Origin of the sequence: Mesorhizobium ventifaucium, from assembly GCF_935822925.1 — a bacterium.
Classification (GTDB): Bacteria; Pseudomonadota; Alphaproteobacteria; order Rhizobiales; family Rhizobiaceae; genus Mesorhizobium; species Mesorhizobium ventifaucium.
In genome coordinates, this window is sequence record NZ_CAKXZS010000003.1 from 296,313 (window position 1) to 318,334 (window position 22,022).

Annotated in this window: 28 protein-coding genes and 2 pseudogenes; 10 read left to right on the top strand and 20 right to left on the bottom strand. The window is 62.6% G+C overall.

Annotation, left to right across the window (positions count from 1 at the left end; genetic code table 11):
- Positions 1-76: 76 nt before the first annotated feature.
- From NMG70_RS03240 to coxB, 8 genes are all read right to left on the bottom strand, one after another.
- Positions 77-829 carry an SURF1 family protein gene (locus NMG70_RS03240; RefSeq protein ID WP_254023187.1) on the bottom strand — a complete coding sequence of 251 codons (753 nt, stop codon included), beginning with the start codon at positions 827-829 and terminating at the stop codon, positions 77-79.
- Complete coding sequence (locus tag NMG70_RS03245; RefSeq protein WP_254023188.1) at positions 826-1,212, bottom strand: DUF983 domain-containing protein; 387 nt, start codon at positions 1,210-1,212, stop codon at positions 826-828. Before NMG70_RS03245 ends, NMG70_RS03240 begins: the two co-directional genes overlap by 4 nt.
- An 82-nt stretch (positions 1,213-1,294) precedes the next feature.
- The gene (locus tag NMG70_RS03250) at positions 1,295-2,176 is read right to left on the bottom strand and encodes a cytochrome c oxidase subunit 3 (protein ID WP_254023189.1); all 882 of its coding nucleotides are present in this window, start codon (positions 2,174-2,176) and stop codon (positions 1,295-1,297) included.
- A 1-nt stretch (position 2,177) separates the two neighbouring features.
- Positions 2,178-2,819: a cytochrome c oxidase assembly protein gene (locus tag NMG70_RS03255; protein WP_254023190.1), complete on the bottom strand. Its 642-nt coding sequence runs from the start codon at positions 2,817-2,819 to the stop codon at positions 2,178-2,180.
- A 7-nt stretch (positions 2,820-2,826) separates the two neighbouring features.
- Positions 2,827-2,994, bottom strand: coding sequence for a cytochrome c oxidase system small membrane protein (locus NMG70_RS03260; protein WP_023799323.1), 168 nt, complete (start codon positions 2,992-2,994; stop codon positions 2,827-2,829).
- Positions 2,991-3,935 (bottom strand): heme o synthase, encoded by a 945-nt coding sequence (locus NMG70_RS03265; protein WP_254023191.1) that lies wholly within the window; start codon positions 3,933-3,935, stop codon positions 2,991-2,993. The genes NMG70_RS03260 and NMG70_RS03265 overlap by 4 nt, the downstream gene beginning before the upstream one ends.
- Before the next feature lie 73 nt (positions 3,936-4,008).
- A complete protein-coding gene (ctaD, locus tag NMG70_RS03270) occupies positions 4,009-5,658 on the bottom strand; it encodes a cytochrome c oxidase subunit I (RefSeq protein ID WP_254018901.1) in 1,650 nt (549 codons plus the stop codon).
- 37 nt (positions 5,659-5,695) lie between these two features.
- Positions 5,696-6,580 carry a cytochrome c oxidase subunit II gene (coxB, locus tag NMG70_RS03275; RefSeq protein WP_254023192.1) on the bottom strand — a complete coding sequence of 295 codons (885 nt, stop codon included), beginning with the start codon at positions 6,578-6,580 and terminating at the stop codon, positions 5,696-5,698.
- 375 nt (positions 6,581-6,955) lie between these two features.
- Between coxB and NMG70_RS03280 the strand changes: the two genes are divergently transcribed.
- From NMG70_RS03280 to NMG70_RS03290, 3 genes and pseudogenes are all read left to right on the top strand, one after another.
- A complete protein-coding gene (locus NMG70_RS03280; RefSeq protein WP_436798333.1) occupies positions 6,956-7,591 on the top strand; it encodes an invasion associated locus B family protein in 636 nt (211 codons plus the stop codon).
- A 241-nt stretch (positions 7,592-7,832) separates the two neighbouring features.
- A complete protein-coding gene (gene tldD, locus NMG70_RS03285) occupies positions 7,833-9,245 on the top strand; it encodes a metalloprotease TldD (RefSeq protein ID WP_254023194.1) in 1,413 nt (470 codons plus the stop codon).
- A gap of 41 nt (positions 9,246-9,286) precedes the next feature.
- A pseudogene (locus NMG70_RS03290) lies at positions 9,287-9,561 on the top strand (AbrB/MazE/SpoVT family DNA-binding domain-containing protein).
- 95 nt (positions 9,562-9,656) lie between these two features.
- Here NMG70_RS03290 and NMG70_RS03295 read toward each other — a convergent pair.
- The 4 genes from NMG70_RS03295 to NMG70_RS03310 all read right to left on the bottom strand — a co-directional run bounded on the left by NMG70_RS03295 (position 9,657) and on the right by NMG70_RS03310 (position 12,645).
- Positions 9,657-10,190 carry an RES family NAD+ phosphorylase gene (locus NMG70_RS03295; RefSeq protein WP_436798342.1) on the bottom strand — a complete coding sequence of 178 codons (534 nt, stop codon included), beginning with the start codon at positions 10,188-10,190 and terminating at the stop codon, positions 9,657-9,659.
- A complete protein-coding gene (locus NMG70_RS03300; RefSeq protein ID WP_027152353.1) occupies positions 10,156-10,527 on the bottom strand; it encodes an antitoxin Xre/MbcA/ParS toxin-binding domain-containing protein in 372 nt (123 codons plus the stop codon). Before NMG70_RS03300 ends, NMG70_RS03295 begins: the two co-directional genes overlap by 35 nt.
- Before the next feature lie 85 nt (positions 10,528-10,612).
- Positions 10,613-11,854: a class I SAM-dependent RNA methyltransferase gene (locus tag NMG70_RS03305; RefSeq protein WP_254023196.1), complete on the bottom strand. Its 1,242-nt coding sequence runs from the start codon at positions 11,852-11,854 to the stop codon at positions 10,613-10,615.
- Complete coding sequence (locus NMG70_RS03310; protein WP_254023197.1) at positions 11,851-12,645, bottom strand: TlyA family RNA methyltransferase; 795 nt, start codon at positions 12,643-12,645, stop codon at positions 11,851-11,853. The genes NMG70_RS03305 and NMG70_RS03310 overlap by 4 nt, the downstream gene beginning before the upstream one ends.
- Positions 12,646-12,820: 175 nt before the next feature.
- Here NMG70_RS03310 and NMG70_RS03315 point away from each other — a divergent pair, with 175 nt between their 5' ends.
- Entirely contained in the window at positions 12,821-13,222 is a 402-nt protein-coding gene (locus NMG70_RS03315) for a GFA family protein (RefSeq protein ID WP_254023198.1), read from the top strand.
- A gap of 118 nt (positions 13,223-13,340) precedes the next feature.
- Here the strand turns inward: NMG70_RS03315 and NMG70_RS03320 are convergent.
- Positions 13,341-13,696 (bottom strand): annotated as a pseudogene (locus NMG70_RS03320) (hypothetical protein); the annotation flags it as partial.
- Positions 13,697-13,984: 288 nt separating this feature from the next.
- Between NMG70_RS03320 and NMG70_RS03325 the strand changes: the two are divergent.
- The 4 genes from NMG70_RS03325 to NMG70_RS03340 are packed head-to-tail and all read left to right on the top strand — an operon-like array spanning position 13,985 to position 16,443.
- Positions 13,985-14,431 carry a thiosulfate oxidation carrier protein SoxY gene (locus NMG70_RS03325; protein ID WP_254023199.1) on the top strand — a complete coding sequence of 149 codons (447 nt, stop codon included), beginning with the start codon at positions 13,985-13,987 and terminating at the stop codon, positions 14,429-14,431.
- Between the two features lie 15 nt (positions 14,432-14,446).
- Positions 14,447-14,773, top strand: coding sequence for a thiosulfate oxidation carrier complex protein SoxZ (gene soxZ, locus NMG70_RS03330; RefSeq protein ID WP_254023200.1), 327 nt, complete (start codon positions 14,447-14,449; stop codon positions 14,771-14,773).
- 54 nt (positions 14,774-14,827) lie between these two features.
- On the top strand, positions 14,828-15,178 hold the full coding sequence (locus NMG70_RS03335) for a c-type cytochrome (RefSeq protein WP_244602777.1): 351 nt from the start codon (positions 14,828-14,830) through the stop codon (positions 15,176-15,178).
- On the top strand, positions 15,175-16,443 hold the full coding sequence (locus NMG70_RS03340) for an NAD(P)/FAD-dependent oxidoreductase (RefSeq protein ID WP_436798334.1): 1,269 nt from the start codon (positions 15,175-15,177) through the stop codon (positions 16,441-16,443). The genes NMG70_RS03335 and NMG70_RS03340 overlap by 4 nt, the downstream gene beginning before the upstream one ends.
- Positions 16,444-16,798: 355 nt before the next feature.
- On the opposite strand, the gene NMG70_RS32810 is transcribed toward NMG70_RS03340, so the two are convergent.
- Genes NMG70_RS32810 through NMG70_RS03350 form a run of 3 tightly spaced genes read right to left on the bottom strand, consistent with a single transcriptional unit; the run spans position 16,799 to position 17,767 of the window.
- Entirely contained in the window at positions 16,799-16,984 is a 186-nt protein-coding gene (locus tag NMG70_RS32810; RefSeq protein ID WP_367185484.1) for a hypothetical protein, read from the bottom strand.
- 58 nt (positions 16,985-17,042) lie between these two features.
- Positions 17,043-17,174: a hypothetical protein gene (locus NMG70_RS32815; protein WP_367185485.1), complete on the bottom strand. Its 132-nt coding sequence runs from the start codon at positions 17,172-17,174 to the stop codon at positions 17,043-17,045.
- Positions 17,174-17,767, bottom strand: a complete 594-nt coding sequence (locus tag NMG70_RS03350; protein ID WP_202363990.1) for a protoglobin domain-containing protein — start codon at positions 17,765-17,767, stop codon at positions 17,174-17,176. The genes NMG70_RS32815 and NMG70_RS03350 overlap by 1 nt, the downstream gene beginning before the upstream one ends.
- Before the next feature lie 81 nt (positions 17,768-17,848).
- Between NMG70_RS03350 and NMG70_RS03355 the strand changes: the two genes are divergently transcribed.
- Both NMG70_RS03355 and NMG70_RS03360 read left to right on the top strand, forming a co-directional pair.
- Positions 17,849-18,067 (top strand): hypothetical protein, encoded by a 219-nt coding sequence (locus NMG70_RS03355; protein ID WP_254023202.1) that lies wholly within the window; start codon positions 17,849-17,851, stop codon positions 18,065-18,067.
- The gene (locus NMG70_RS03360; RefSeq protein ID WP_254023203.1) at positions 18,042-18,431 is read left to right on the top strand and encodes a winged helix DNA-binding protein; all 390 of its coding nucleotides are present in this window, start codon (positions 18,042-18,044) and stop codon (positions 18,429-18,431) included. Before NMG70_RS03355 ends, NMG70_RS03360 begins: the two co-directional genes overlap by 26 nt.
- A 139-nt stretch (positions 18,432-18,570) precedes the next feature.
- Here the strand turns inward: NMG70_RS03360 and NMG70_RS03365 are convergent, their stop codons facing one another.
- The 4 genes from NMG70_RS03365 to NMG70_RS03375 all read right to left on the bottom strand — a co-directional run bounded on the left by NMG70_RS03365 (position 18,571) and on the right by NMG70_RS03375 (position 22,013).
- Positions 18,571-20,697: a heavy metal translocating P-type ATPase gene (locus tag NMG70_RS03365; RefSeq protein ID WP_367185487.1), complete on the bottom strand. Its 2,127-nt coding sequence runs from the start codon at positions 20,695-20,697 to the stop codon at positions 18,571-18,573.
- 56 nt (positions 20,698-20,753) lie between these two features.
- Entirely contained in the window at positions 20,754-21,482 is a 729-nt protein-coding gene (locus NMG70_RS03370) for a sulfite exporter TauE/SafE family protein (protein ID WP_254023205.1), read from the bottom strand.
- 30 nt (positions 21,483-21,512) lie between these two features.
- The gene (locus NMG70_RS32610; RefSeq protein ID WP_023798301.1) at positions 21,513-21,635 is read right to left on the bottom strand and encodes a hypothetical protein; all 123 of its coding nucleotides are present in this window, start codon (positions 21,633-21,635) and stop codon (positions 21,513-21,515) included.
- Between the two features lie 153 nt (positions 21,636-21,788).
- Positions 21,789-22,013, bottom strand: a complete 225-nt coding sequence (locus NMG70_RS03375; RefSeq protein ID WP_014766281.1) for a hypothetical protein — start codon at positions 22,011-22,013, stop codon at positions 21,789-21,791.
- Between the last annotated feature and the right edge of the window lie 9 nt (positions 22,014-22,022).

Below are 22,022 nucleotides of genomic sequence, written 5' to 3' on the forward strand. Positions count from 1 at the left end.
AGCGTGAACTCAAGTCTTGAACTCAAGGCGCGAAATGAGGTGCGCGCCCCTGCCCTGTCAAGGGCGCCGGTGCCGATCATTCTTCTTTCGCCGGGCGGCGAAGCGTGAAGATGAGGACGCCGGCAAGGGCAGCGGCAAGGCCGTACCAGGTTACGGCATATTGCAAATGGCTGTTCGGCAGGTCGATGATTGTCACGCCGCCGACCGGCAGCCCACCCGGGTTCGGGGTGGCGTCCGCGTCGATGAAGAATGGCACCAACCCCGCGCCGGCCGGCAGACCGGCGCTGGCCGCCATGGCATCGCGATCCTTCCAGTAGAAGATATTCTTTTGCGGATCATTGTCGGGAAGCATCATCGAGGGCTTTGCCGGCAGCGGATTGCGGGCGAGCCCCGTCACCGTCACCTGGCCCGCACCCTGGCTTTGCGGGCGCTTGGCCGCGTCCTTGAGATCGTAGGGCACGAAGCCGCGATTGATCAGAACGAAGCGGCCGTCCTCCAGATGCAAGGGCGTGAAGACATCGAAACCGGACTGGCCTTCCCAGGTCGCGAAGAAATGTCGCTCGCCTTGATGCAGGAACGTGCCTGATGCCGTCACCGGCGTGTAATCCACATCGCCGCTGGCGGCGAACCGCTTTTCGACCTCGGCCAACGGCACAGGTGCGGAATACGTGCGCTGGCCGATGGTCTGGAGAAGACCCTCTTTCCAGTACAGGCGCTGGACCTGCCAGGTGCCGAGCGCCAGCAGGATCAAGAACAGCACGAGGCCGAGGCCAAGCAGCAATGCCGTCTTCGGCCGCGAACGGCTGACTGAATCCGATGTCGTGCTCATTCGCCGAGGTCCAGCCTGCCCTCTGCCGCCTTGTTGCGGTATTGCAGCGTCAGGAGCACACCCTTGATCAGCCTGAGCGCGCCCAGGCAAAGCACCAGCGTCAGCGGTATCCACAGCAGGAAATGCAGCCAGAGCGGCGGATTCAGCGTCACCTCCATCCACAGCGCCAGCCCGACGACGATGAAGCCGATGATCAGGATGACGAACACAGCTGGACCGTCGCCGGCGTCGGCGTAGGAATAGTCGAGGCCGCAATTGGCGCAGCGTTTGCCGAGGGTGAGAAAGCCGGAAAACAGCTGTCCCTCGCCGCAGCGCGGGCAGCGGCCGTGCAGGCCAGCCGAAATTGGATCGATTGGTGGCCAGATCGCCTTATCGTCACTCATTCCGATACTTTAGTGCCCTTCACCCCAAAAGATAAGGCGGCCACGTCGCCGCAGCCGCCTCATCGATTTCCTCAGGAAGATTTCAGTGACCTTCGATCACCGCACCGCTCGAGGCCCAGACATAGATCGACGCGAACAGGAACAGCCAGACCACGTCGACGAAGTGCCAGTACCAGGCGGCCGCCTCGAAGCCGAAATGCTGCTTGGGCGTGAAGTCGCCCTTCATCGCGCGGACCAGGCATACCAGCAGGAAGATGGTGCCGATGATGACGTGGAAGCCGTGGAAGCCGGTCGCCATGAAGAAAGTGGCGCCGTAGATCGAATCCCTGAAGCCGAACGGCGCGTGCATGTATTCGTAAGCCTGCACCATGGTGAACAGGATGCCGAGACCGACAGTCAACACCAGGCCGTTGATCAGCCCCTTGCGATCGCCATGAAGCAGCGCGTGATGCGCCCAGGTCACCGTGGTGCCCGACAGAAGCAGGATGACGGTGTTGTAGAGCGGCAGGTGGAAGGGGTCGAGGACCTCGATACCCTTCGGCGGCCAGACACCGCCGGTGAAGGCGGCGCGGGCATATTGCTGTGCCTCGCCGGGAAACAGGCTGGCGTCGAAGAAAGCCCAGAACCAGGCGACGAAGAACATCACCTCGGAAGCGATGAACATGATCATGCCATAGCGCAGATGCAGCGACACGACACGCGTGTGGTGGCCTTCATGCGCTTCCTTGATGGTGTCCGACCACCACGCGTACATGGTGTAGATGACGATCAAAAGGCCAATGTAGAACAGCCACGGATTAGCGATGTTGAAGCCGAAGATCGGGAAATCGCTGCCCTTGAGATACTGCATGTAACAGACGCCGCCGATTGCGGTGACCAACGCACCGACCGAGCCGAGGAAAGGCCACGGGCTAGGGTCGACGAGATGGTAGTCATGTTGTGGTTTTGCGTGCGCGTCTGCCATATCAACCCCCGAGGCTTCGTTCGGTATGTGAAACTTTGTTGCTTGTGCCTTCGGCCGGCACTGTCGACGCCACCGGCTTGGTCTTCTCGCTCTTCTCGACCGGGAACATCGTGTAGGACAGGGTAATCGTCTTCAGGTCCTTCAGCTCCGGCGCGTTGACGAGGTCGGGATCCACATAGAACACGACCGGCATGTCCACCGTCTCGCCAGGCTTCAACGTCGTGTCGGTAAAGCAGAAACACTCGACCTTGTTGAAGTAAGATCCTGCCAGTTCCGGCTGCACATTAAAGGTCGAGCGGGCCGTGGTGGCGCGGACGAACTTGTTGGTGGCGCTATAATGCGCCTGCGCCGTCTCGCCTATCTTGATGGTGACCGATCGTGCGACCGGCTGGAACTGCCAGGGCACGCCGGCTGTGTTGGCGTCGAAACGGATGGTGATATCGCGGTCGAGCACGCGGTCGGCATATTGCTGCGTTGTGCGTTTCACGGTGCCGCCGTAACCGGTCGCCTGGCAGAACATCGCGTAGAGCGGCACCGCAGCATAGGCCATGCCGATCATGCCTCCGAAAAAGGCAATGCAGATCCCGGCGACGATGCGGTTGGTGTTCTTGTTTTGAGGATGGGTCACCGTTCGGCGGTTCATCTGAGCCTCACATCGTTCCGGTGAGGTTGTGACCGAATTTCACGACGGTCGCGATATAGAAGATGACGACAAGCACCGCCAGTGCCAGGCCGATGGCTACCGAGCGGTTGCGCCGGGCCTTCTGCTGGCGCTCCGTCAGCGTGACGAGTTCAAGCTTCTTGTCGGCCATGGTCATGCTCCGCCCATGGTCAGCACGCGCCCGACAACGCAGTCGGCAAGGTAGACGGCGAAAATGGCAAAGAGGTAGAGCAGCGAATAGCCGAACAATGCCTTGGCCGGCTTCATCACATGGTCGTCGTCCGCCATCCGCAGCACCTGCCATGCATACCAGACGAAGCCGGCGCCCAGCAGCACCGCAAAGACGCCGTAGGCGGGCGTGGTGAAACCGAGCAGCCATGGCAGCACGCCAACCGGGGCAAGGATCAGCGCGTAGGCAAAGATCTGGCGTCGGGTCGAACCCTGGCCGGCGACATTCGGCATCATCGGTATGCCGGCCCTGGCATAGTCCTCCGACTTAAAGAGGGCGAGTGCCCAGAAATGCGGCGGCGTCCACAAAAAGATGATGAGGAACAGGACGACGCTTTCCAGGCTGACGGTTCCGGTCACCGCGGCCCAGCCGATCACCGGCGGAATGGCGCCGGCAGCACCGCCGATGACAATGTTCTGCGGCGTCCAGCGCTTCAGCCACATCGTGTAGACGACGGCATAGAAGAAGATGGTGAAGGCCAAGAGTGTGGCTGACAACCAATTGACCAGCACGCCGAGCGTCATCACCGACAGCACCGACAGCACCAGGCCGAAACTCAGCGCCTCGCCTGGCCGGACGCGGCCGGCCGGCACCGGACGGCTGGCGGTCCTGGTCATCACCGCATCGATATCGGCGTCATACCACATGTTGAGCGCGCCGGACGCGCCAGCACCAATGGCAATGGCCAGGATCGCGATCACCGCCAGAAGCGGATTGATGGCCACAGGTGCCGCGACCAGGCCGACAAAGGCGGTGAACACCACCAGCGACATGACGCGCGGCTTCAACAGGGCAAAGAAATCGCCCGCCGTCGCTTCCGACATGCGAAAGCCCGGTTCGTCAGTCAATGTGTCGTCGACAAGGGCCATGCGTACTTAACGTCCATCATTCCGTTGGCCAAAACCGCCGGCGCACCGGCGGTTCCGTATTCCCAGCAGAAGCCTACTTGATCTTCGGCAGCTGTTCCCACTGGTGGAAGGGCGGCGGCGAAGGCAGCTGCCATTCGAGCGTCGTCGCACCCTCGCCCCATGGGTTGGCGCCGGCCACCCGCTTCTTCTGGAAGGCCTCGAACACGCCATAAAGGAAGATCACCACGCCGACGGCCGATATATACGAGCCGTAGGACGACACCATGTTCCAGCCGGCAAACGCATCCGGATAGTCGATGTAGCGGCGCGGCATGCCGGAGAGGCCGAGGAAATGCTGCGGGAAGAAGACCAGGTTGACGCCGACGAAGGTGACCCAGAAGTGGGTGTTGGCGATGACAGGCGAATACATGTAGCCGGTCATCTTCGGGAACCAGTAGTACCAGCCGGCGAAGATGGCAAAGACCGCCCCTAGCGACAGCACATAATGGAAATGCGCGACCACGTAATAGGTGTCGTGCAGCGGACGGTCGAGACCGGCATTGGCAAGCTGGACGCCGGTAACGCCGCCGACGGTGAACAGGAAGATGAAGCCAATCGCCCACAGCATCGGGGTCTTGAGCGAAATCGACCCGCCCCACATGGTGGCGATCCACGAGAATATCTTCACGCCCGTCGGCACCGCGATGACCATGGTGGCGAAGACGAAATAGCGCTGCGTGTCGAGCGACAGGCCGGTCGTGTACATGTGGTGCGCCCAGACGATGAAGCCGACCGCACCGATCGCGACCATGGCATAGGCCATGCCGAGATAGCCGAAGATAGGCTTCTTGGAGAAGGTCGAGACGATGTGGCTGACGATGCCGAAGCCCGGCAGGATCAGGATGTAGACTTCCGGGTGCCCGAAAAACCAGAACAGGTGCTGGAATAGAATCGGGTCGCCGCCGCCATCGGGCGCGAAGAAGGTAGTGCCGAAGTTGCGATCGGTCAAAAGCATGGTGATGCCGCCGGCCAGGACCGGAAGCGACAACAGCAGCAGAAAAGCGGTGATCAGCACCGACCAGGCGAACAGCGGCATCTTGTGCAGCGTCATGCCAGGCGCGCGCATGTTGAAGATGGTGGTGATGAAATTGATGGCGCCGAGGATCGACGAGGCGCCGGCGATGTGCAGCGACAGGATCGCAAGATCCATCGCCGGTCCCGGTTGGCCCGAGGTCGATAGCGGCGGATAGATCGTCCAGCCGCCGCCGACGCCGTAGGCGCCAGGCGCGCTCGGCACGAAGGCCGAGATGATCAGCAGGATGAAAGCCGGCGGCAGCAACCAGAACGAAACGTTGTTCATGCGCGGGAACGCCATGTCGGGCGCGCCGATCATGATCGGCACCATCCAGTTGGCGAAGCCGCCGATCAGCGCCGGCATGACCATGAAGAAGATCATGATCAGCGCATGGGCGGTGGTGAAGGCATTGTACATGCTCTTGCCGCCGTCGAGTGCGGCGTCGGCGTTCAAGCCGTAGACCATCTGCGCCAGGCCGGTGAAAATCTGGATCCCAGGCTCTTGCAGTTCCATGCGCATGACGACCGAAAGGGCACCGCCGACGCAGCCCGCCATGATCGCGAAGATCAGGTAGAGCGTGCCAATATCCTTGTGGTTGGTCGAATACACCCACCGGACCCAGCCATGATACGGCTTGTGGTCGTGGTCGTGAGCTGCAGCGTCTGCCATGTTCGGCTCCGTTCCCTGATCTTTTTTGGTCGCGGCATCAGTTGCCGGCGGCCGCTACCTTGTCTTTGCCGTCGACCTCGGCCATCAGCGCCTTGTTGGCGCCGGGAAGGTCGGTGCCGGCTGCTGCCAGCCAGGTCTTGTACTGGGCGTCGGAGACGACGCGGATCGCGATCGGCATGAAGGCGTGGTCCTTGCCGCAGAGCTCCGAACACTGGCCGTAATACAGGCCTTCCTTTTCCGCCTTGAACCAGACCTCGTTGATGCGACCCGGAACCGCGTCGGTCTTGATGCCGAAGGACGGCATGGCAAAGGCGTGGATCACGTCCGCCGCCGTCACCAGAACCCGGGTCATGGTGTTGACCGGCACCACCATCTCGTTGTCGACGGCAAGCAGGCGCGGATAGACGGCCCGATCTTCCTTGCCAGCCGCGGCGCGGTCAGTATCCGCCAGGATCGCCGAGTTGAAGGAAAGCGTGTTTTCGGTCTGGTATTCGTAGTCCCAGTTCCACTGGTTTCCCGTCGCTTTGACGGTCAGCTTGGCTTCCTCCGGCGGTGTGTATTGCGCGGTCAGGAGCTGGAACGAGGGGATAGCGAGCAAGAGCAGGACGACGACCGGCCCAACCGTCCAGATCACCTCGATCAGCGTGTTATGGCTGGTGCGCGACGGGATCGGGTTGACGCTCGCGCGAAACTTCAGGATGCAATAGGCGATAAGAAAGAGCACGAAGAGGGTGATCGGCACGATGAACCACAGCGTATAGTGCTCGAACCAGGCGATCTGCCGCATCATGTCGGTGGCGGCGGGCTGGAAGCTCACCTCCCACGGCGCAGGCTGGGCCGCATGGGCGGACGCCCCGGTGAACAGTGTGGCGGCAGCCCAAGCGCTTGTCAGGAATTTGGCGCCTGCTAGGAATTTTCTCATTGCCGTCATTATCTCCCAGTTCCTCGCGATCGGCCCGCAAGAATATCGAACAACGCCGGGACGGGAATCCCGGACAGTCCCGAGGCTGGTTCAAACCATACTCTATTTGCCTCTGCAAGAAAGGAGCGGGGGAAACCGTGCGGCATTTTTGCGCGCAAGCGCGGCTGCGCCTTGTGGCGGCGGCCGCGGCGGTGGCGGACTCGCGAAAGTCCGAGCGGCGGAGTCCCTTGGCAAAATGCGCCGGTCGGTCGCAATTCGGGCGAATTTGGCACGGAAAAGCGCACAATTGCCTTGGTCGAGGCAGGCCGGCAGTGGTCTCATCCTTTACTTGCCCTTGGCGCGGCTTAAAGTGCCGTGATTCGCAATGGAGCCGTCATGAACTCTTGGCTTTGGGGACTTGGGCATTCGACACTTGGGCATTCGAGACTTGGGCTTTCGAGACTTGGGGTTTCGCTATTGGGGCTTTCGAGAAGCTTGGCGAAGGTCATCCTTCTTGCTGCCGTGTCTGGCGTTGGCTTGTCTGGGATCGGCCTGTCCTATGTTGGCTCGTTTGGCGTCAGCAAGGCCAATGCCGCGCAGCCAAGCGGCAAGGTGCGGACGACGCATGGCGCATGGTCGATCATCTGCGACACGCCGGCTGGCGCCACATCGGAACAATGCGTGATGATGCAGAACGTCGTCGCCGAAGACCGTCCCGAGATGGGGCTTTCCGTCGTCGTGCTGCGCACTGCCGACAACAAGGCCGAAATCCTGCGCGTGCTGGCGCCGCTCGGCGTGCTGTTGCCCAACGGGCTCGGCCTCAATGTCGACGGCAAGGACATCGGCCGGGCCTATTTCGTGCGCTGCTTCCAGGACGGCTGCTATGCCGAGGTCATTCTCGAAAAGCCACTGCTCGATACGCTGAAGACCGGAACGTCAGCCACCTTCATCGTCTTCCAGACGCCGGAGGAAGGCATTGGCATCCCGGTCGAGCTCAAGGGTTTCGCCGACGGTTTCGCCGCCCTGCCTTGAGACGGGGCGAGAGGCCCAAAACCCTGCTGACGAAAATGAGATTGTGACCGCCTTTGGCTACAGCGCCGCGCGTCCAAGGACGCGCAAAGGACGCTGTAGCGCTTTGATTTTGCGCATGATCCTTTCCGAAAATCGATTCCGATTTTCGGGGTCATGCACAGACAATGGTCATTGCCGATTGTCTGGACGCGCCTTCGCGCCTACATCGTGAGGACAATCTCTTTCCACGGACGGACCTGCCATGAACAGCCTCATCGGCCAATTCGACATTTCCGACGATCGCATCAAGCAGATTGTCGCCGAGACCATCAACGGCGCCGACGACGGCGAGTTGTTCCTCGAATACAGCGAGAGCGAAGCGCTGATGTTCGACAATGGCCGGCTGAAGACCGCCAATTTCAACACAGACCAAGGCTTTGGCCTGCGCGCCGTCGCCGGCGAAGCGAGTGGCTACGCGCATTCCAGCGATCTTTCGGAAGCATCGCTGCTGCGCGCGGCCGACGCCGTATCAACCGTCAAGAGCGGCTATTCCGGCACGCTTGCTGCGGCTCCCGCCCGTATCAACCGCCATCTCTATGGCGACGAGAACCCGATCCCCTCGCCCTCCTTTGAGGCCAAGGCCAAGCTCCTTCAGGAAATCGATGCGTGGCTGCGAGCCGAGGATCCGTGCGTGCGGCAGGTGACGGCGTCGCTCGCCGCCTCCTGGCAGCATGTCGAGATCGTGCGTGCCGACGGCCAGATGGTGCGCGACATCCGCCCGCTGGTCAGGATCAATGTGTCGGTGGTGGTCGGCGACGGCGACCGCCAGGAGAGCGGCTCCTACGGCATGGGCGGACGCAAAGGGTTTGGCGAATTCCTGGTCGAGGAGAGCTGGAAGCACGCCGCCAAGGAAGCGCTGCGGCAAGCGCTGGTCAACCTCGAGGCCATCCCGGCACCGGCCGGCACGTTCGATATCGTGCTGTCCAGCGGCTGGCCGGGCGTCATGCTGCACGAGGCCGTCGGCCACGGGCTGGAAGGCGACTTCAACCGCAAGAAGACATCGGCCTTCGCCGGACTGATGGGCCAGCAGGTGGCCGCCAAGGGCGTCACAGTCGTGGACGACGGCACCATGGCCGAGCGGCGCGGCTCGCTGACCGTCGACGATGAAGGCACGCCGTCGGCCCGCAATGTGCTGATCGACGACGGCAAGCTTGTCGGCTATATGCAGGATCGCCAGAACGCCCGGCTGATGGGCATGAACGCCACCGGCAACGGACGGCGCGAAGGCTATGCGCACCAGCCGATGCCGCGTATGACCAACACCTATATGACTTCCGGCGACATGGAGCCGGACGAAATCATTGCCTCGGTCAGGAACGGCATCTATGCCGTCTCCTTCGGCGGCGGCCAGGTCGACATCACCTCGGGAAAATTCGTGTTCGGCTGCACCGAGGCCTACATGATCGAGAACGGCAAGGTGACGCAGCCGATCAAGGGCGCGATGCTGATCGGCAATGGGCCGGATGCCATGCATCGAGTTTCGATGATCGGCAACGACATGACGCTCGACACCGGCATCGGCATGTGCGGCAAGGCCGGCCAGGGCGTGCCGGTCGGCGTCGGCCAGCCGCACCTCAGGATGAACCAGATGACGGTCGGCGGAACGCGGGTTTGATAGAACCTGCGTTTTCGTCTTACATCATAGGATGCACCGCGATGGCTAACCCGGAAAGGCTCGCAACCACTGTCTCGACCAAGGGGCAGGTCACCCTGCCCAGCGCGATCCGCAAGCGGAGGCAATGGGGGGCGGCACACGCCTTCTGGTCGAGGACACCCCGGAAGGCGTCCTGCTGAGGTCTGCGCCGGCCCTTGCCGCAACGCGGTTCGAGGACGTCTTCGCGTCGCTGCCTCATAGCGGCAGGCCGAAGACGTTGGAAGAAATGGATGCGGGTGTGCTGGCCGAAGCGCGGCGGCGCCATGCTCGCGATTGATCCCAATCTTGTCGAACGCTACCTGACAGTCGAGCATCCGACACAGTCTTCCCGCGCCCGGGCGCTGATCGATAGCCACGCCCAGTTTCGAACTGCTACAGCCACGAAGCCGGGGTTTTCGGCAAGCGATGGTCGGGATCGATGACCTTCAGACGGGGTGCGTCTCTCTCGTTCCATCGCCAGAGGGCGACGCATGTGCCACCCGGCGACATGAAGGACGGGTAGATCACGCCATGCTGCCCATCGGCAATCAGGCGATCCCTCAGCGTGTGCGTCTCAGGCACCAGGGCTTGATCCATGATGTCGCGCCATTCACATCGGTGAATTTTTGCCGTGACGCCGAGCTTGGTCAGCACATCAGCGTCCGTCAGGTCGGCCAGCCGCGCGCCTGAAAGCGCGAGTTGCGCAATCAGCGCCGGATGTTGGACAAAGCCCTGATTGTACTCCGCCCAGGCAGTGGACAATTCGCCTGCGGCATAGATCGTCGGGGCGCCTACCGGATTCCAGCGACCGCCAAAGCGGGCCGCCCCTTCGCCAGAAAGCGGCAGATGCGCCCAACGCGGCACGAAGGCGCGCCATAGGCTCAGTCTGTTTTCAGGCATAGATGCCGGAGCGGACTGCCTCCAGATAGGCAAGCACCTTGTCCGTCTTGCCCTCTCGAACGAGATCGTAGGCGGTCTTTCCCGCCCAGCCGGGGATCGGCTGATGCTTGAACCAGATCGCCGCACGCTGTTCATCGCCGGCCATCTCGCCTGCCATCGCCAGGATACGGACGATCGGACTCAGGGCGGCGTCGACCTTGCGCGCGCCGGTCTTGGCGGCAAGCGTGTTGCGCGCGACGCCGATCAGGCCCGCCAGTTCGGTCAGATTGACCCCCAGCAGTTCAGCCACCCGTCTTGCCGAAAGAAATGGCGTCCGCTCGTCGCCAAAGCGCGATGCTCTGATATCGAGAGCTGCGGTATTCATAACAGGTTCCTGGCACATTTTGAACAGAACACGCTCAAAATATGCTCATTCTACGCGAAATTCAAGCTCAACAAATGCGGATCAGCTACCGCCTTCGCTTCGGCTTCTCCAGAAGCGCGACGGCCTCGACATGCGGCGACCACAGGAACTGGTCGATCGGCGTCACGCTTTTGAGGGCGTAGCCGCCTTCGACAAGGATGCGCAAGTCGCGCGCCAGCGTCACCGGATTGCAGGAAACCGCGGCGACAAGCGGCACGTCGGAACGGGCGATCTGCCTGGACTGGTCCTCAGCGCCGGCACGGGGCGGGTCGAAGACAACGCCATCGAAGGTATTCAACTCCTTAAATGTAAGCGGCCGCCGGAACAGGTCGCGGCGTTCGCTGGTCACCCGCTTGAGACCGCTGGCGAAACGGAACGCCCGGTCGAGCGCCAGAAGCGCTGCCGCATCGCCTTCCACCGCATGGACCTCCGCCTTGGCGGCGAGGCGCAGCGCAAAGCTGCCGCAGCCGGCGAAGAGATCGGCAACCTTTTTGGCGCGCGCGAGGTGCCGGCCGACGGCGTCCACCATCGTCTGCTCGGCGGCCTCGGTGGCCTGCAGGAAGGCGCCCGGCGGCACCGCTACAGCGACGCCGCCGAATGTGACCACCGGTTTTTTGGGCTCGATGATGATCTCGCCATCGATCGAAAGCCTGGCCAACCCCTGAGCGATGACGAAATTGGAGGCGACGCGGCGCTGGTTCTCGCCGAGCTTGCCGGACTCGTGAACCGCGACATCGAGGCCGGAACCGGTCGCCGTGACCGTCATTCGGAACGATTTCGTCGTTGCGCAAACCAGTTCGGCGAGTGCCCTCAGCCGGTCGAGCATTGCGACGATCTCGGGCAGCGAGATCGGGCATTCCTCAATGGAAATGATTTCGGACGACAGCGCCCGAACGAAGCCGAGCAGCATGCCGGCCTCGCTCCGCCGTGCGGTGAACACGACGCGCCGACGCGTCTGCGGCGCGCATGGCACCAGCGCGTCAATGTCGCAAGTGATGCCCTTGCTGTTGAGCGCATGCGCAACCTTGTCGCGCTTCCACCGATGATAAGCTTCGGCCTCGAGATGCTGGATGGCGCAGCCGCCGCATTCGGTGAAATGCCGACAGGCAGGGTCGATGCGAAGCGGCGAAGCCTCCAGCACCGACATCAGCGTGGCACGGTCCTTTTCGCGCGCGGCGGTGACGGTTTCACCGGGCAGCGTGAACGGAATGAAAAGCTCGCCGGTTTTGGTCTCGGCGACGCCGTCGCCCTGGGAGCCCAGCCGTGTGATCGTGAAGCGCGCCGTCATCGGCCTCCGATCCCCTTGCTCTCGACTCCGGCGTCCTTGATCCCGGCGAGCAGGAACTCGCGATTGCCGTCGCCGCCTTCGATCGGCGACAGATGCAGTCCGAGCGAGCGCCAGCCGGGGACGCCGTCCAGCCAATCCTGCAGCAGGCCGGCAACCCGCGCGGCATCGTATGGGTCTTTCAGCAAGCCGCCCTTGCCGATCGCCTCGCGGCCCGCCTCGAATTGCGGCTTGACCAGAAATATTGCTTTGGCGCCGATCCTGGCAATCGCGAGCGCCGGCGGCAGCGCCAGTTTCAACGAGATGAAGCTGACGTCGGAGACGATAAAATCTGGAATGCGATCGGCAAGATCGGCGGCCGAAAGATCACGGGCGTTCAATCCCTCGATGACGGTCACACGCGGATCGCCAGCGATATCCGGATGTATCTGGCCATGCCCAACATCGATAGCCGTGACATGCGCCGCGTCGCGTCCGAGCAGCACTTGAGTGAAGCCTCCGGTCGAGGCGCCGACGTCGAGCGCTTCGCTGCCGGCTGGATCGAAGCCGAAATAGTCGAGTCCGGCGATCAGCTTCAGCGCAGCACGCGACACATAGCCCTGCGCCGGATCATCGACGGTTATGAGGCAATCAGCCCGGACGATCTGGCCGGGCTTGCGGGCGATGACGCCGTCAACCGTCACGGTGCCGCGCTCGATCGCGTCGCGGGCGCGAGAGCGGCTGGGGAACAGGCCGCGCGCGACGAGGAGTTCGTCGAGCCGCTGGCGTGTGCTGGCTGGCAAAGCGGAGCTCATCGGCCTTCATGGCGAAAGCCTGTCACGAAGGCAAGGATATTGGGGAAGACAACGAACATCTTGCGAAAGCGGCGAGCGCATCAGGCCGCGCCACAATCTGTTGAATATCGCACCAGGTCCGGCACAATGTTGGGAACGATATGCTCGTGTTTCTGCCAGAACGTGAGGAGGACGGATGCTGACCGGAACCTGCCATTGTGGCGCGGCCCACTGGACTTTGGAGGGCGATCCCGGCTCGATCACAGCCTGCAGCTGCACGCTTTGCCGCCGCTATGGCGCGCTGTGGGCCTACGATTATGTCGACGAACGCATCCGCGTTGCGGGACCGACAAGTGCTTATAGGCGCTCCGGAAAGGATGCCCCGTCGCTCGAGATTCTGTTCTGTCCGACATGCGCCTGTGTGCTGGCCTGGCGTGGCTTGCGCGCCAGTGCCGCCGGTCGCACTCGGATCGCCGTCAATGTGAGGCTTGCGCCGCCTGACACCGTCGCCGACTTGCCAATCGACCATTTCGATGGTCTCCACACGTTCGAGGACCTGCCGCGCGATGGTCGCTGCGTGCGCGATATGTGGTTCTAGTGGAAAAATCTGACACTCAGTACCGGTGCGGAAGGGCGGAAGATGACCCCTTGCGGTGGTTTGTTCGTGACCGGCCGAATTCACGCCCATGACCCTAACCCGTCCTTTTTCAGCCTTATCATGAATGTCGCGCATGCTTGTAAATCAGGACATTGCGCTGGCGCGGTTCGAGCGCTCCAGTTAATTCAAGCATCTGATAGCCGGCCAAGAGTGTGATCAGAGATCCGACAACCCGCAAGAGCGTCCTTTCCCGCGATGCCTTGACCATCTATCCCGACAGCGGTGCCGCAAAACGCCTCCAGCGATCAGGCCGGCAGCTGAAGTTAGGTAGTCGCGGAATCCGCTGGCGTGCTCCCAACGGCCGGTAAGAATCGTGGCGAGGAATCTCAACGAGACCGAAAGGGCAATCAGGAACTCGCTCGCATTGACGGTTCCGACGACGTACCGAGGCTATCCACTTGTGCCAAGCAGGCCGATGGCGACGAGATATCTCTCGCCGGAAGCGGTCGAGCAGCAACTTCCAACGCTTCTATTGGTTTTCGGCCCGCCGCAAACTCTATCGTGCAAGTTGAATATCGTTGTTGAACAGAACGCATTGGTTTCAAGGGCGTCCATGGCCACTTCCCCAAGATTGCTCCCAGCGGTTGTCGGTGCTAAATTTGGTAGAAGCTGCCGCACTGATGTGTCCGAGTGCGCCGCCTGCCGCCGCCGATGCGTTCTTAGAGTGGCCTAAAGAGGTGGCAGGGTTTGGAGACCGGGACGATGAGTTTGACGCGCCGCGATGTGTTGATCGCCGGGAGTGTGGGGCTTGCCGGGGTCGCGCTCTTCTCGCCGCGGAGCGCGCGTGCGAACGATGAAGCGCTGGATCTCGTCCAGCAGCTCACCGGACGGACGGCCACGGTGTCGGATCGCCTTCACCTGATAATGCCAACGGACTTCCCGACCGGCTACACCGTGCCCATGAGTCTCGACATCGACAGCCCCATGACCGAGGCCGACCATGTGAGGCAGATGCGCGTGTTCGCGCCGCGGAACCCGCTCATCGAAGTGGCCAGTTTCCACTTCGTCCCGCAACGCAGTCTGCCCCGCGTGTCGACACGCATCCGGCTTGCCAAACCGCAACACGTCGTCGCTGTCGCTGAAATGAATGACGGCATCTTGCTGATGACCACGACGTGGGTCCGTGTCGCCACGGATGGCTGTGCCTGAGATCGGAGAGAGACAGTGACCACCCCGACACCACGCGTGATCGTGCCAAACACTGCGGCGAAGGGGGAGATTTTTCAGGTCAAGACCATTATCAGCCATGAGATGGAAACGGGGCTGCGCCATGATGATCAAGGCAATGTAATCCCGCGCAAGATCATCAACAAGTTTGTCTGCAGCTACAACGAAACCGTGGTGTTCAGTGTCGATCTTCACGAGGCGATTTCGGCCAACCCATTCTTCGAATTTTCCTTGCGCGCGACGGAGAGCGGCCGGCTCGATTTTGTCTGGGAAGAAGACGGCGGTGCCGTCTATATGTTGTCGCACCAGTTCACGGTCGGTTGAGGTGGCGACGCAATCGAGCTGCGCGAATTAAAGCGTGACAAGTTGAGTGGGAGCGTGACCGGAAAACTGCGAAACAGACGGGTATTCAGCATGCGCCCCGTCGCGAGATCTGCGATTGCCACGGGCCTCGTGCTGCTCTTCAGCCAATCCGGCGCGGCGGCGGGGCCCGATCAAGGCGCTCAACTCGCCGCGACCTGTGCGTCCTGCCATCGTCTCGATGGCGGCGGCACAGGCATTCCCAGCATCATCGGGCTTGGTGAGGAGAGGCTCACCAACGCCCTGCTTGCCTACCGCGCGAGCGAGAGTCCAAATCACATCATGCACGTTATCGCGCTGTCGCTCAGCGACGAGGAGATCGCGAGTGTCGCGCGCTATGTCGCAGCGCAGGGAAGTAACCCGCGATGAAATCCTGGACTCGTCGCGAGTTCGGCCGCCTCACCGGAGCAGCGTTGCTAACGGCGCTTAACCAGCCGAAGGCGCGGGGCCAGGCCAAGGCGCGTGTCGTCGTGATCGGCGGCGGCATCGGCGGCGCAACCGTCGCCAGATATCTCGCCGCCAGCGCCACGGCTATCGAGGTGACCCTGGTCGAACCGCGGCAGACCTACGCGACCTGTTTCTTCAGCAATCTCTATCTCACCGGGCTGCGCTCGTTCGAATCGCTCAGTCATGGTTATGAAGCGCTGGCAAAACAATATGGTATCATCGTCATTCATGAGTCCGCCGTGGCGATTCACCCGGCGGCGAAAACCGTTGCACTCAACAACGGTTCAAAGCTCAGCTACGACCGTCTCGTTGTTGCGCCAGGCATCGCATTCAGGGATCGGGCGATTAAGGGCTATGACGAAGCGGCGATGGAGATCATGCCGCACGCCTGGAATGCAGGGCAGCAAACCAGGCTATTGCGCCAGCAACTGGAAAGCATGGAGGACGGCGGGCTGTTCGTGCTCGTTGCTCCGCCGAATCCGTTTCGCTGCCCGCCCGCCCCCTACGAGCGCGCTTCGCTCGTCGCCTCCTATTTCCAGCGCCGCAAACCCAAGGCCAAGATTCTGATCCTCGATGCGAAAGACAGCTTCAACGCGCAGGACCTGTTCCAGGACGCTTGGAACCGCCACTATCCGGGAATGATCGAATGGCTACCGGCTCAGTTCACCGGCGGGGTCACGGCAATCGACGCGAAGACCCGGTCGGTGATCACCGCGGGAGCAACATTCAAGGCCGCGGTGGCCAATGTCATCCCGGCGCAAATGGCCGGGCGCTTGGCGCAGCTGGCGGGGCTCGCCAACCGGTCGGGCTGGTGTCCGGTCGATCCGGTCACCTTCGAATCGGCGCTGCAGCCCGGCGTCCATCTGGTCGGTGACGCGATCATCGGTGGAGATATGCCGAAATCCGCCTTCTGCGCCAACAGCCAGGCCAAAGCCTGCGCCTTTGCCATCGCGGCCGATCTCACCGGATCAGCGCGTTTCCCCGCGCATTTGTTCAACACCTGCTACACCTATCTCGCCCCCGACGATGCGTTCAGCAACGCCATCAGCTTCAAGCCCGTCGACGGGAAGCTCAAGAGCGTCATCAGCTTCGTCAGCAAGGTCGAGGAAAGCTCCGAGGTCCGCCGGCAGGCTGCGCGCGCGGCGGAAGGCTGGTATGACGCCTTCACGCACGACGTGTTTGGCTGATCGCCGTTGCCAAGTGAGGCCAACCGCCGAGGCGGTCCAGGCACGACGACACGGGGCAAGGCGGGCCATGGACAAGATGATGGAATCCACACCGAGTCATGCTCAACCCGCGCCGCAACGTGTCCCGCTGTTCGTGTCGTGACGGACGTACTGCGGCCCTGTCGGAAAGGGTAAGGTTATGCGTGGGCCTGCCCAGCGATGCGGCATCCCTCGTCATCACATCCGGCATTCGGTTTTGCTTCGCCCGCGCGCCTCGGCGTCAGCGTATCCCCGATGAGTGTCGCGATCGCAGCACCGAGACGCATGTCATCAAGATGGCCGAACTTGTGAATGTGCAAATATCCGCGCCGGTCGATTAGTCTAGAAGCGTTGTCGGCGTGCCCTGCATGCCACAGGCGCGCATGGTCTGTGGACCCTCGCTGCCCGGATCCTGCGCATCGATGCCCATGGGGAAGGTGATGCGACACTCATGCAGGGCCGCGAGCGCAGCGCGCGTTCCTTGCGCTTCGTGATGCTCGAACACGGTGTACACGCCGATCACGGCGAGATCGTTCTCGGGGAACGCGTCGCGCGCCTGGACAGCTTGCGGCAGGCCGTGACTAACGCAAACCGGAACACAGTATCTGGAACGCCACCGCGAACACAACCTTGCCGCGAAGTTCTGCCAGCGGCGAGGGAGCATTGAGCCAATGGGCGATCTGCCAGTCCGGCGCCGGACGGAATTCCGCCATCAAAAGTCTCCCTCCCTCGCATAGGGCCTCGACCACAGAATGGCCTGCAGCAACACGGCCTTGCTCCAGGCGGCGTGCATCGCTTCGACCTCGGCGGACGCATGCCCCTTCTTGGCGAGGAACGGCTTCATGGTGACCGAGATCGGAACGGCGAGTGCGAGCACGTAGCGCATGGGGATATGGGGCGCTGCCGAGACCCCGTCCGTCCTGTTCTTGCCGGAGCGGTGATGGCGGCGGCCGATCTCGTCCTGCCAGGCAAGCCATGCCTCGTCGTAGTCAGCCCGGCAGGTGTCGAGGATCCATTGGCCGAAGCGCTTGCGCACCGCATCGAGATAGGCGTCCAACGGCTGATGCGTCTTGGCGTCGCTGAAATAGGCGAGGAGGTGCGGCGTGCTGCCGACGAACCCGTACCAGACGTCGAGGATGGCTTCGACTTGATCCTCGACGACGCCGTGCGCCTGGCGCAGCGCGGCGACGTCCGCGTCTCCGAAGAGCAGCGTTGTCTTGAGCGTCGCGAGATCGTCTTTCGTGAGCGGCGACTTGGGCAGCGTCGTATCGCCGAGCCGGTAACCCGGAATGGAACTGGTCGTCATGGAATGTCCTCCTTGGGCTTGCCGAGATAATTGCTACTTGCAGCGCGAATCCAAGCCGGTCAACACTGATTAGGAGCAATCATGCCTGTTTCGCCAGAGGCTCTCGAAGCCGCCCATCTGATCGACCGGCTGGAGCGCCTCGCCCGCTCGGGCGAGCAGTCCGGGCGGCTCAATCCCGCTCAGTGGGACGCGCTCAGGTATCTCGCGCGCGCCAACCGTTTCTCGCGCACGCCAGCGGCGCTTGCTAACTATCTTGCTTCGACGCGGGGGCACGGTGTCGCGGACGCTGGCCTCACTTGAGTACAAGGGCTATGTGTCGCGGGGTCCAAGCGCGCGCGACGGGCGTTCGGTCGAGTTCGCACTCACTCCGAAGGCGGAACATGCACTGGCGCGCGATCCCCTGCGCATCGTCGCCACAGACATCGAGCAGGCAACCGACGGCAATGTGGCGAAGCTGCTTGACGGACTCAGGCGCACCCTTAGGAACTCAATCGCCCGCAACAATGGCCGCGCGTTCGGCGCCTGTCTCTCATGCTGGCATTTTCGCGTCCGCGTCCGGCTATCGTCCCGGACGCCGCACCATTGCAGCCTGCTCGACGAACCCCTTTCCGAAGCCGACAGCCGCACCATCTGCGTCGAGCAAGAGCCGGCAGCCGCTGCATAGCTGGATTGAGCGATTGTCCGTGCCATGAAGCCGCTGTCGACGGCAAGGCCGAGGAAAGCTCCGGGGTCCGCCGCCAGGCGGCGCGCGGGGGAAGGCTGGTACGACGCCTTCACGCGACGTGTTTGGTTGAAGGCGAGGCTCAGCTCCGCTCGACGGCCGAGCCAGCCATGACCGAAGCGCCGACAGTATGGCGGGCACGCTCCACCTCGGCGCCGGATCGTTGCTCCGGGATCAGCGCTGGAACAGGATCCGGCAGCCGCTCCAGCCGCAGCGAATTCACCACCACGAGGATGCTCGAGCCGGCCATGACCGCCGCCGCAAGGATTGGCTGCAGAAGGCCGAATGCTGCGAACGTCAGGGCGACGAGGTTGTAGCCGAACGCCCACATAAGGTTGGTCAAGATTGTCCTGCGGACCGCGCGGGCGACGTCGACGATCCAGGGCAGCATCCACAATCCGTCCGCAGGCAGCACGAGCGCCGCAGTCTCGCGGGCGAGATCGGTGGCGGAGCCGACGGCAATACCGACATCTGCGGCGGCCAGGACCGGCCCGTCATTCAGTCCATCGCCGACCATCGCCACCGAACTGTGGTCATGGCGGAGCCGATCCAGGGCCAGCCGTTTGGCCTCCGGCGAAAGGCCCGCGCGGACGTCCTTGATCCCGACCAGGGCCGCGATCCGCTCCGCAGCTTGCGCCAAGTCGCCGGTCAACAGCGTGGCGTCGAGCCCGCGCTCACGCAGGGCCGCGATCGCGGCCTGCGCCTCAGGAAGCGGTGAATCATCGAGCGACAGCACGGCGTGAACCTGCTCGCCCCAACCGACATAGACCACCGAATGACCGCTCGCCTCCAGCGACCGCGCACGCTCGGTCAGCGACGGGGGAAGCGGCCAGCCCAGATCATTCATCAATCTGCCGTTCCCTGCCGCTACGGGCCTGCCTTCGGCGCTGCCGCGGATGCCACGGCCGGGAACCGTCCGGATATCGCGGGTGACGAGCGGCGTGATGCAGCGCTGCGCGGCGGCTGCCGCGATGGCCCGCGCCAGACCATGCTCGGAAAGGCGCTCCAGACCGGCGGCGCGCGCCAGTACTTCGTCGATGCCGACCTCCTGGCAGTCGACGCCGACGAGCCGCGCTTTGCCCGCCGTCAGAGTGCCGGTCTTGTCGAAGGCGAGCAACCGGACACGCGCGAGGGTCTCGAGCACGCCGGGGTCGCGGACCAGACAGCCGTGCCGTGCCAACCGGCCGATGCCGAGTGATGTCGCCATCGGAGCAGCGAGGCCGACGGCACAAGGACAGGCAACCACCAGTACCGAGAGGCCAATCAGCAACGCCCGATCGAACGGCAATGACTGCGCCCAGTAAACGATCGTCAGCCCGCCGAGGGCGAGGACGAGCGGCACGGACACGCCAACGACGCGATCGGCAAGGCGCTGGGTTGGACTGCGACGGCCCAGCGCTTCGCGCACCGACCGGCAAATCCGCGCCCAGCGGGTTGCAGTCCCGTCACCGCTGCTTTGGATCAGGAGCGGGCCGTCGATATTGATACTGCCGGCAATCACGTTGGAGCCGGCGCCCTTTGTCACTTGCCGGCTTTCTCCGGTAATCACGGCTTCATCGGTGTTCGATTCCCCCTCGACAACCACGCCGTCGACCGGAATGCGCTCGCCTGGCCGGACCCGCACCAGCATGCCGGCCGATACCTCCCGCACCGGACGGCGGATCTCTGTCGCGCCATCGACCACGGTCGCGCTCTCGCTTTCTGCGGCCAGAAGAGGTTCGAGGTCGCGCGCCGCCCTGGCGCGGCCAACAGCCTCGAGATAGCGGCCAACGGTGAATAGCATCAGCACCATCACGGCGGTGTCGAAATAGACATGCGTGCTGCCCTCGAACACGGCAAATGCCGAATAGAGGTAAGCGGCAGCGACGCCAAGCACGATGAGTGCCGACGACGTCACTCGTCCCTGAATGCCATTGAGCCACATTTCGCGCAGATAGGGTCCGCCGAGAATCACCACCGCCGGCGTCGCGAAGATCCAGAGCAAAAGGTGGATCCACGGCAGCACGCCCGCATCGACGCCGGTGAACGCGTCCGAATAGAGGAGGAGGCTGAACATCATGATATTCATGGAGAGAAAGCCTCCCACGCCGAGTTGGATCAGAAGCCAGGCGGCTTCCCACTCTTCGTGTCTGCCGCTCTTCACCTGAAAGGCGATGCAACAGCCGTAGCAGCAGAAAGCGCAAGCCTCACCGTTGAGCCTGCGCTCCATCGGGCGCAGGCCGATGGGCAGCGAACAATGGCTACAGAGGATATCGCCATGCGCAGTCATGCGGGATGTCCGCCCAGCCAGGCAAGGCCGATATGCGCGTCGGAAGGCAGGAGACCACGGCCGAGCGTGATGAGACCGAGCAAAAGAATAAAGCCACCAGCCAGCCGCACGCCGCGCCGCCGCCAGGCTGGCCCAAGTATCCGGCCAACGCCGCCCATCATCAACATCGCGGGGAAGGTTCCCAGTCCGAACCATGCCATGACGAGAAACCCGGGAAGCGCTCCGGCGGTGCTCGCCGCCTGGGCGGCGAAGGCATAGACCAGGGGACATGGCAGGAAGCCGTTGAAAACGCCAAAGGCAAGCGGTGCGGCGCTGCTCCGGGCAGTCAACAGACCACGCAGGGACAGTGCAAATGTGCTGCCGCCAAATCCGATCGCAAGGCGATGAAAAACCTGCAGCAAGCCGAAGAACTGCAACGCCATGGCAATCATGAGCAGGCCAGCGACGGTCGCGAGAATTCGTTGGGCGATGTCGAGGGAGCCGTTCAAGAGCGGCGCCGCCGTTAGACCTTGCGTGGTGCAGATAACCTGACCGATCGCACCCGCGAGCCCGCCCAGAAAGCAATAGGTTGTCAATCGGCCGGTATTATAGAGCAGGTGGCGAAGGACGGTTGCGCCTCCGCCTCGCTGATCGCGGCCCAGCGCGCAGGCAAAGCCGCCGCACATTCCGATGCAATGAAAGCTGCCTGCAAATCCAGCGGCGAAGATCACGAGGTAGTAGATCATTGGCGTTTTCGAAGCGCCGCGTCCGCGTCGCTATTGCCGCACAAGATAGACAAGAAAGATGATAAAGCCGACGGTGCAGCCGCCATAGATGAGGAAGCCGAGCATCTGTGGCAAGCCGGCGTCAGCGAGCTTGAAAACCGTGTCCTGTAGCATCCGTTGCTCCTATGTCAGCCGAAATAAAGACGAAGCACGTTTACCGCCACCTCGAATGCCAGGAAAAGGAGGTTCAATGCGGCGACCCCAAGGAGAATTTTGGCTACCAACATCTCCATCACTCCTGCCTTATCAGTTCTTGCGACAGTCTTCTTAGAACAGACGGCCGGGGCCGAGCCCGCCCCAATAAACATACATGTAATACAGGCCCCAGGCGAACAGCAGCACGTAGACGACGAGAAGCCATAGCGGAATGAAGCCCACACGCGCCTGTATCAGGCCGCCGGCATAGTCCTCTAGTTCAGGGTGCGAGCTTTGACGTACATCCAGTTCCGGGTGCCTCGGGCTCTCCGGATCGCTGCTCTGCAGATCGCTCATTCTCCATCT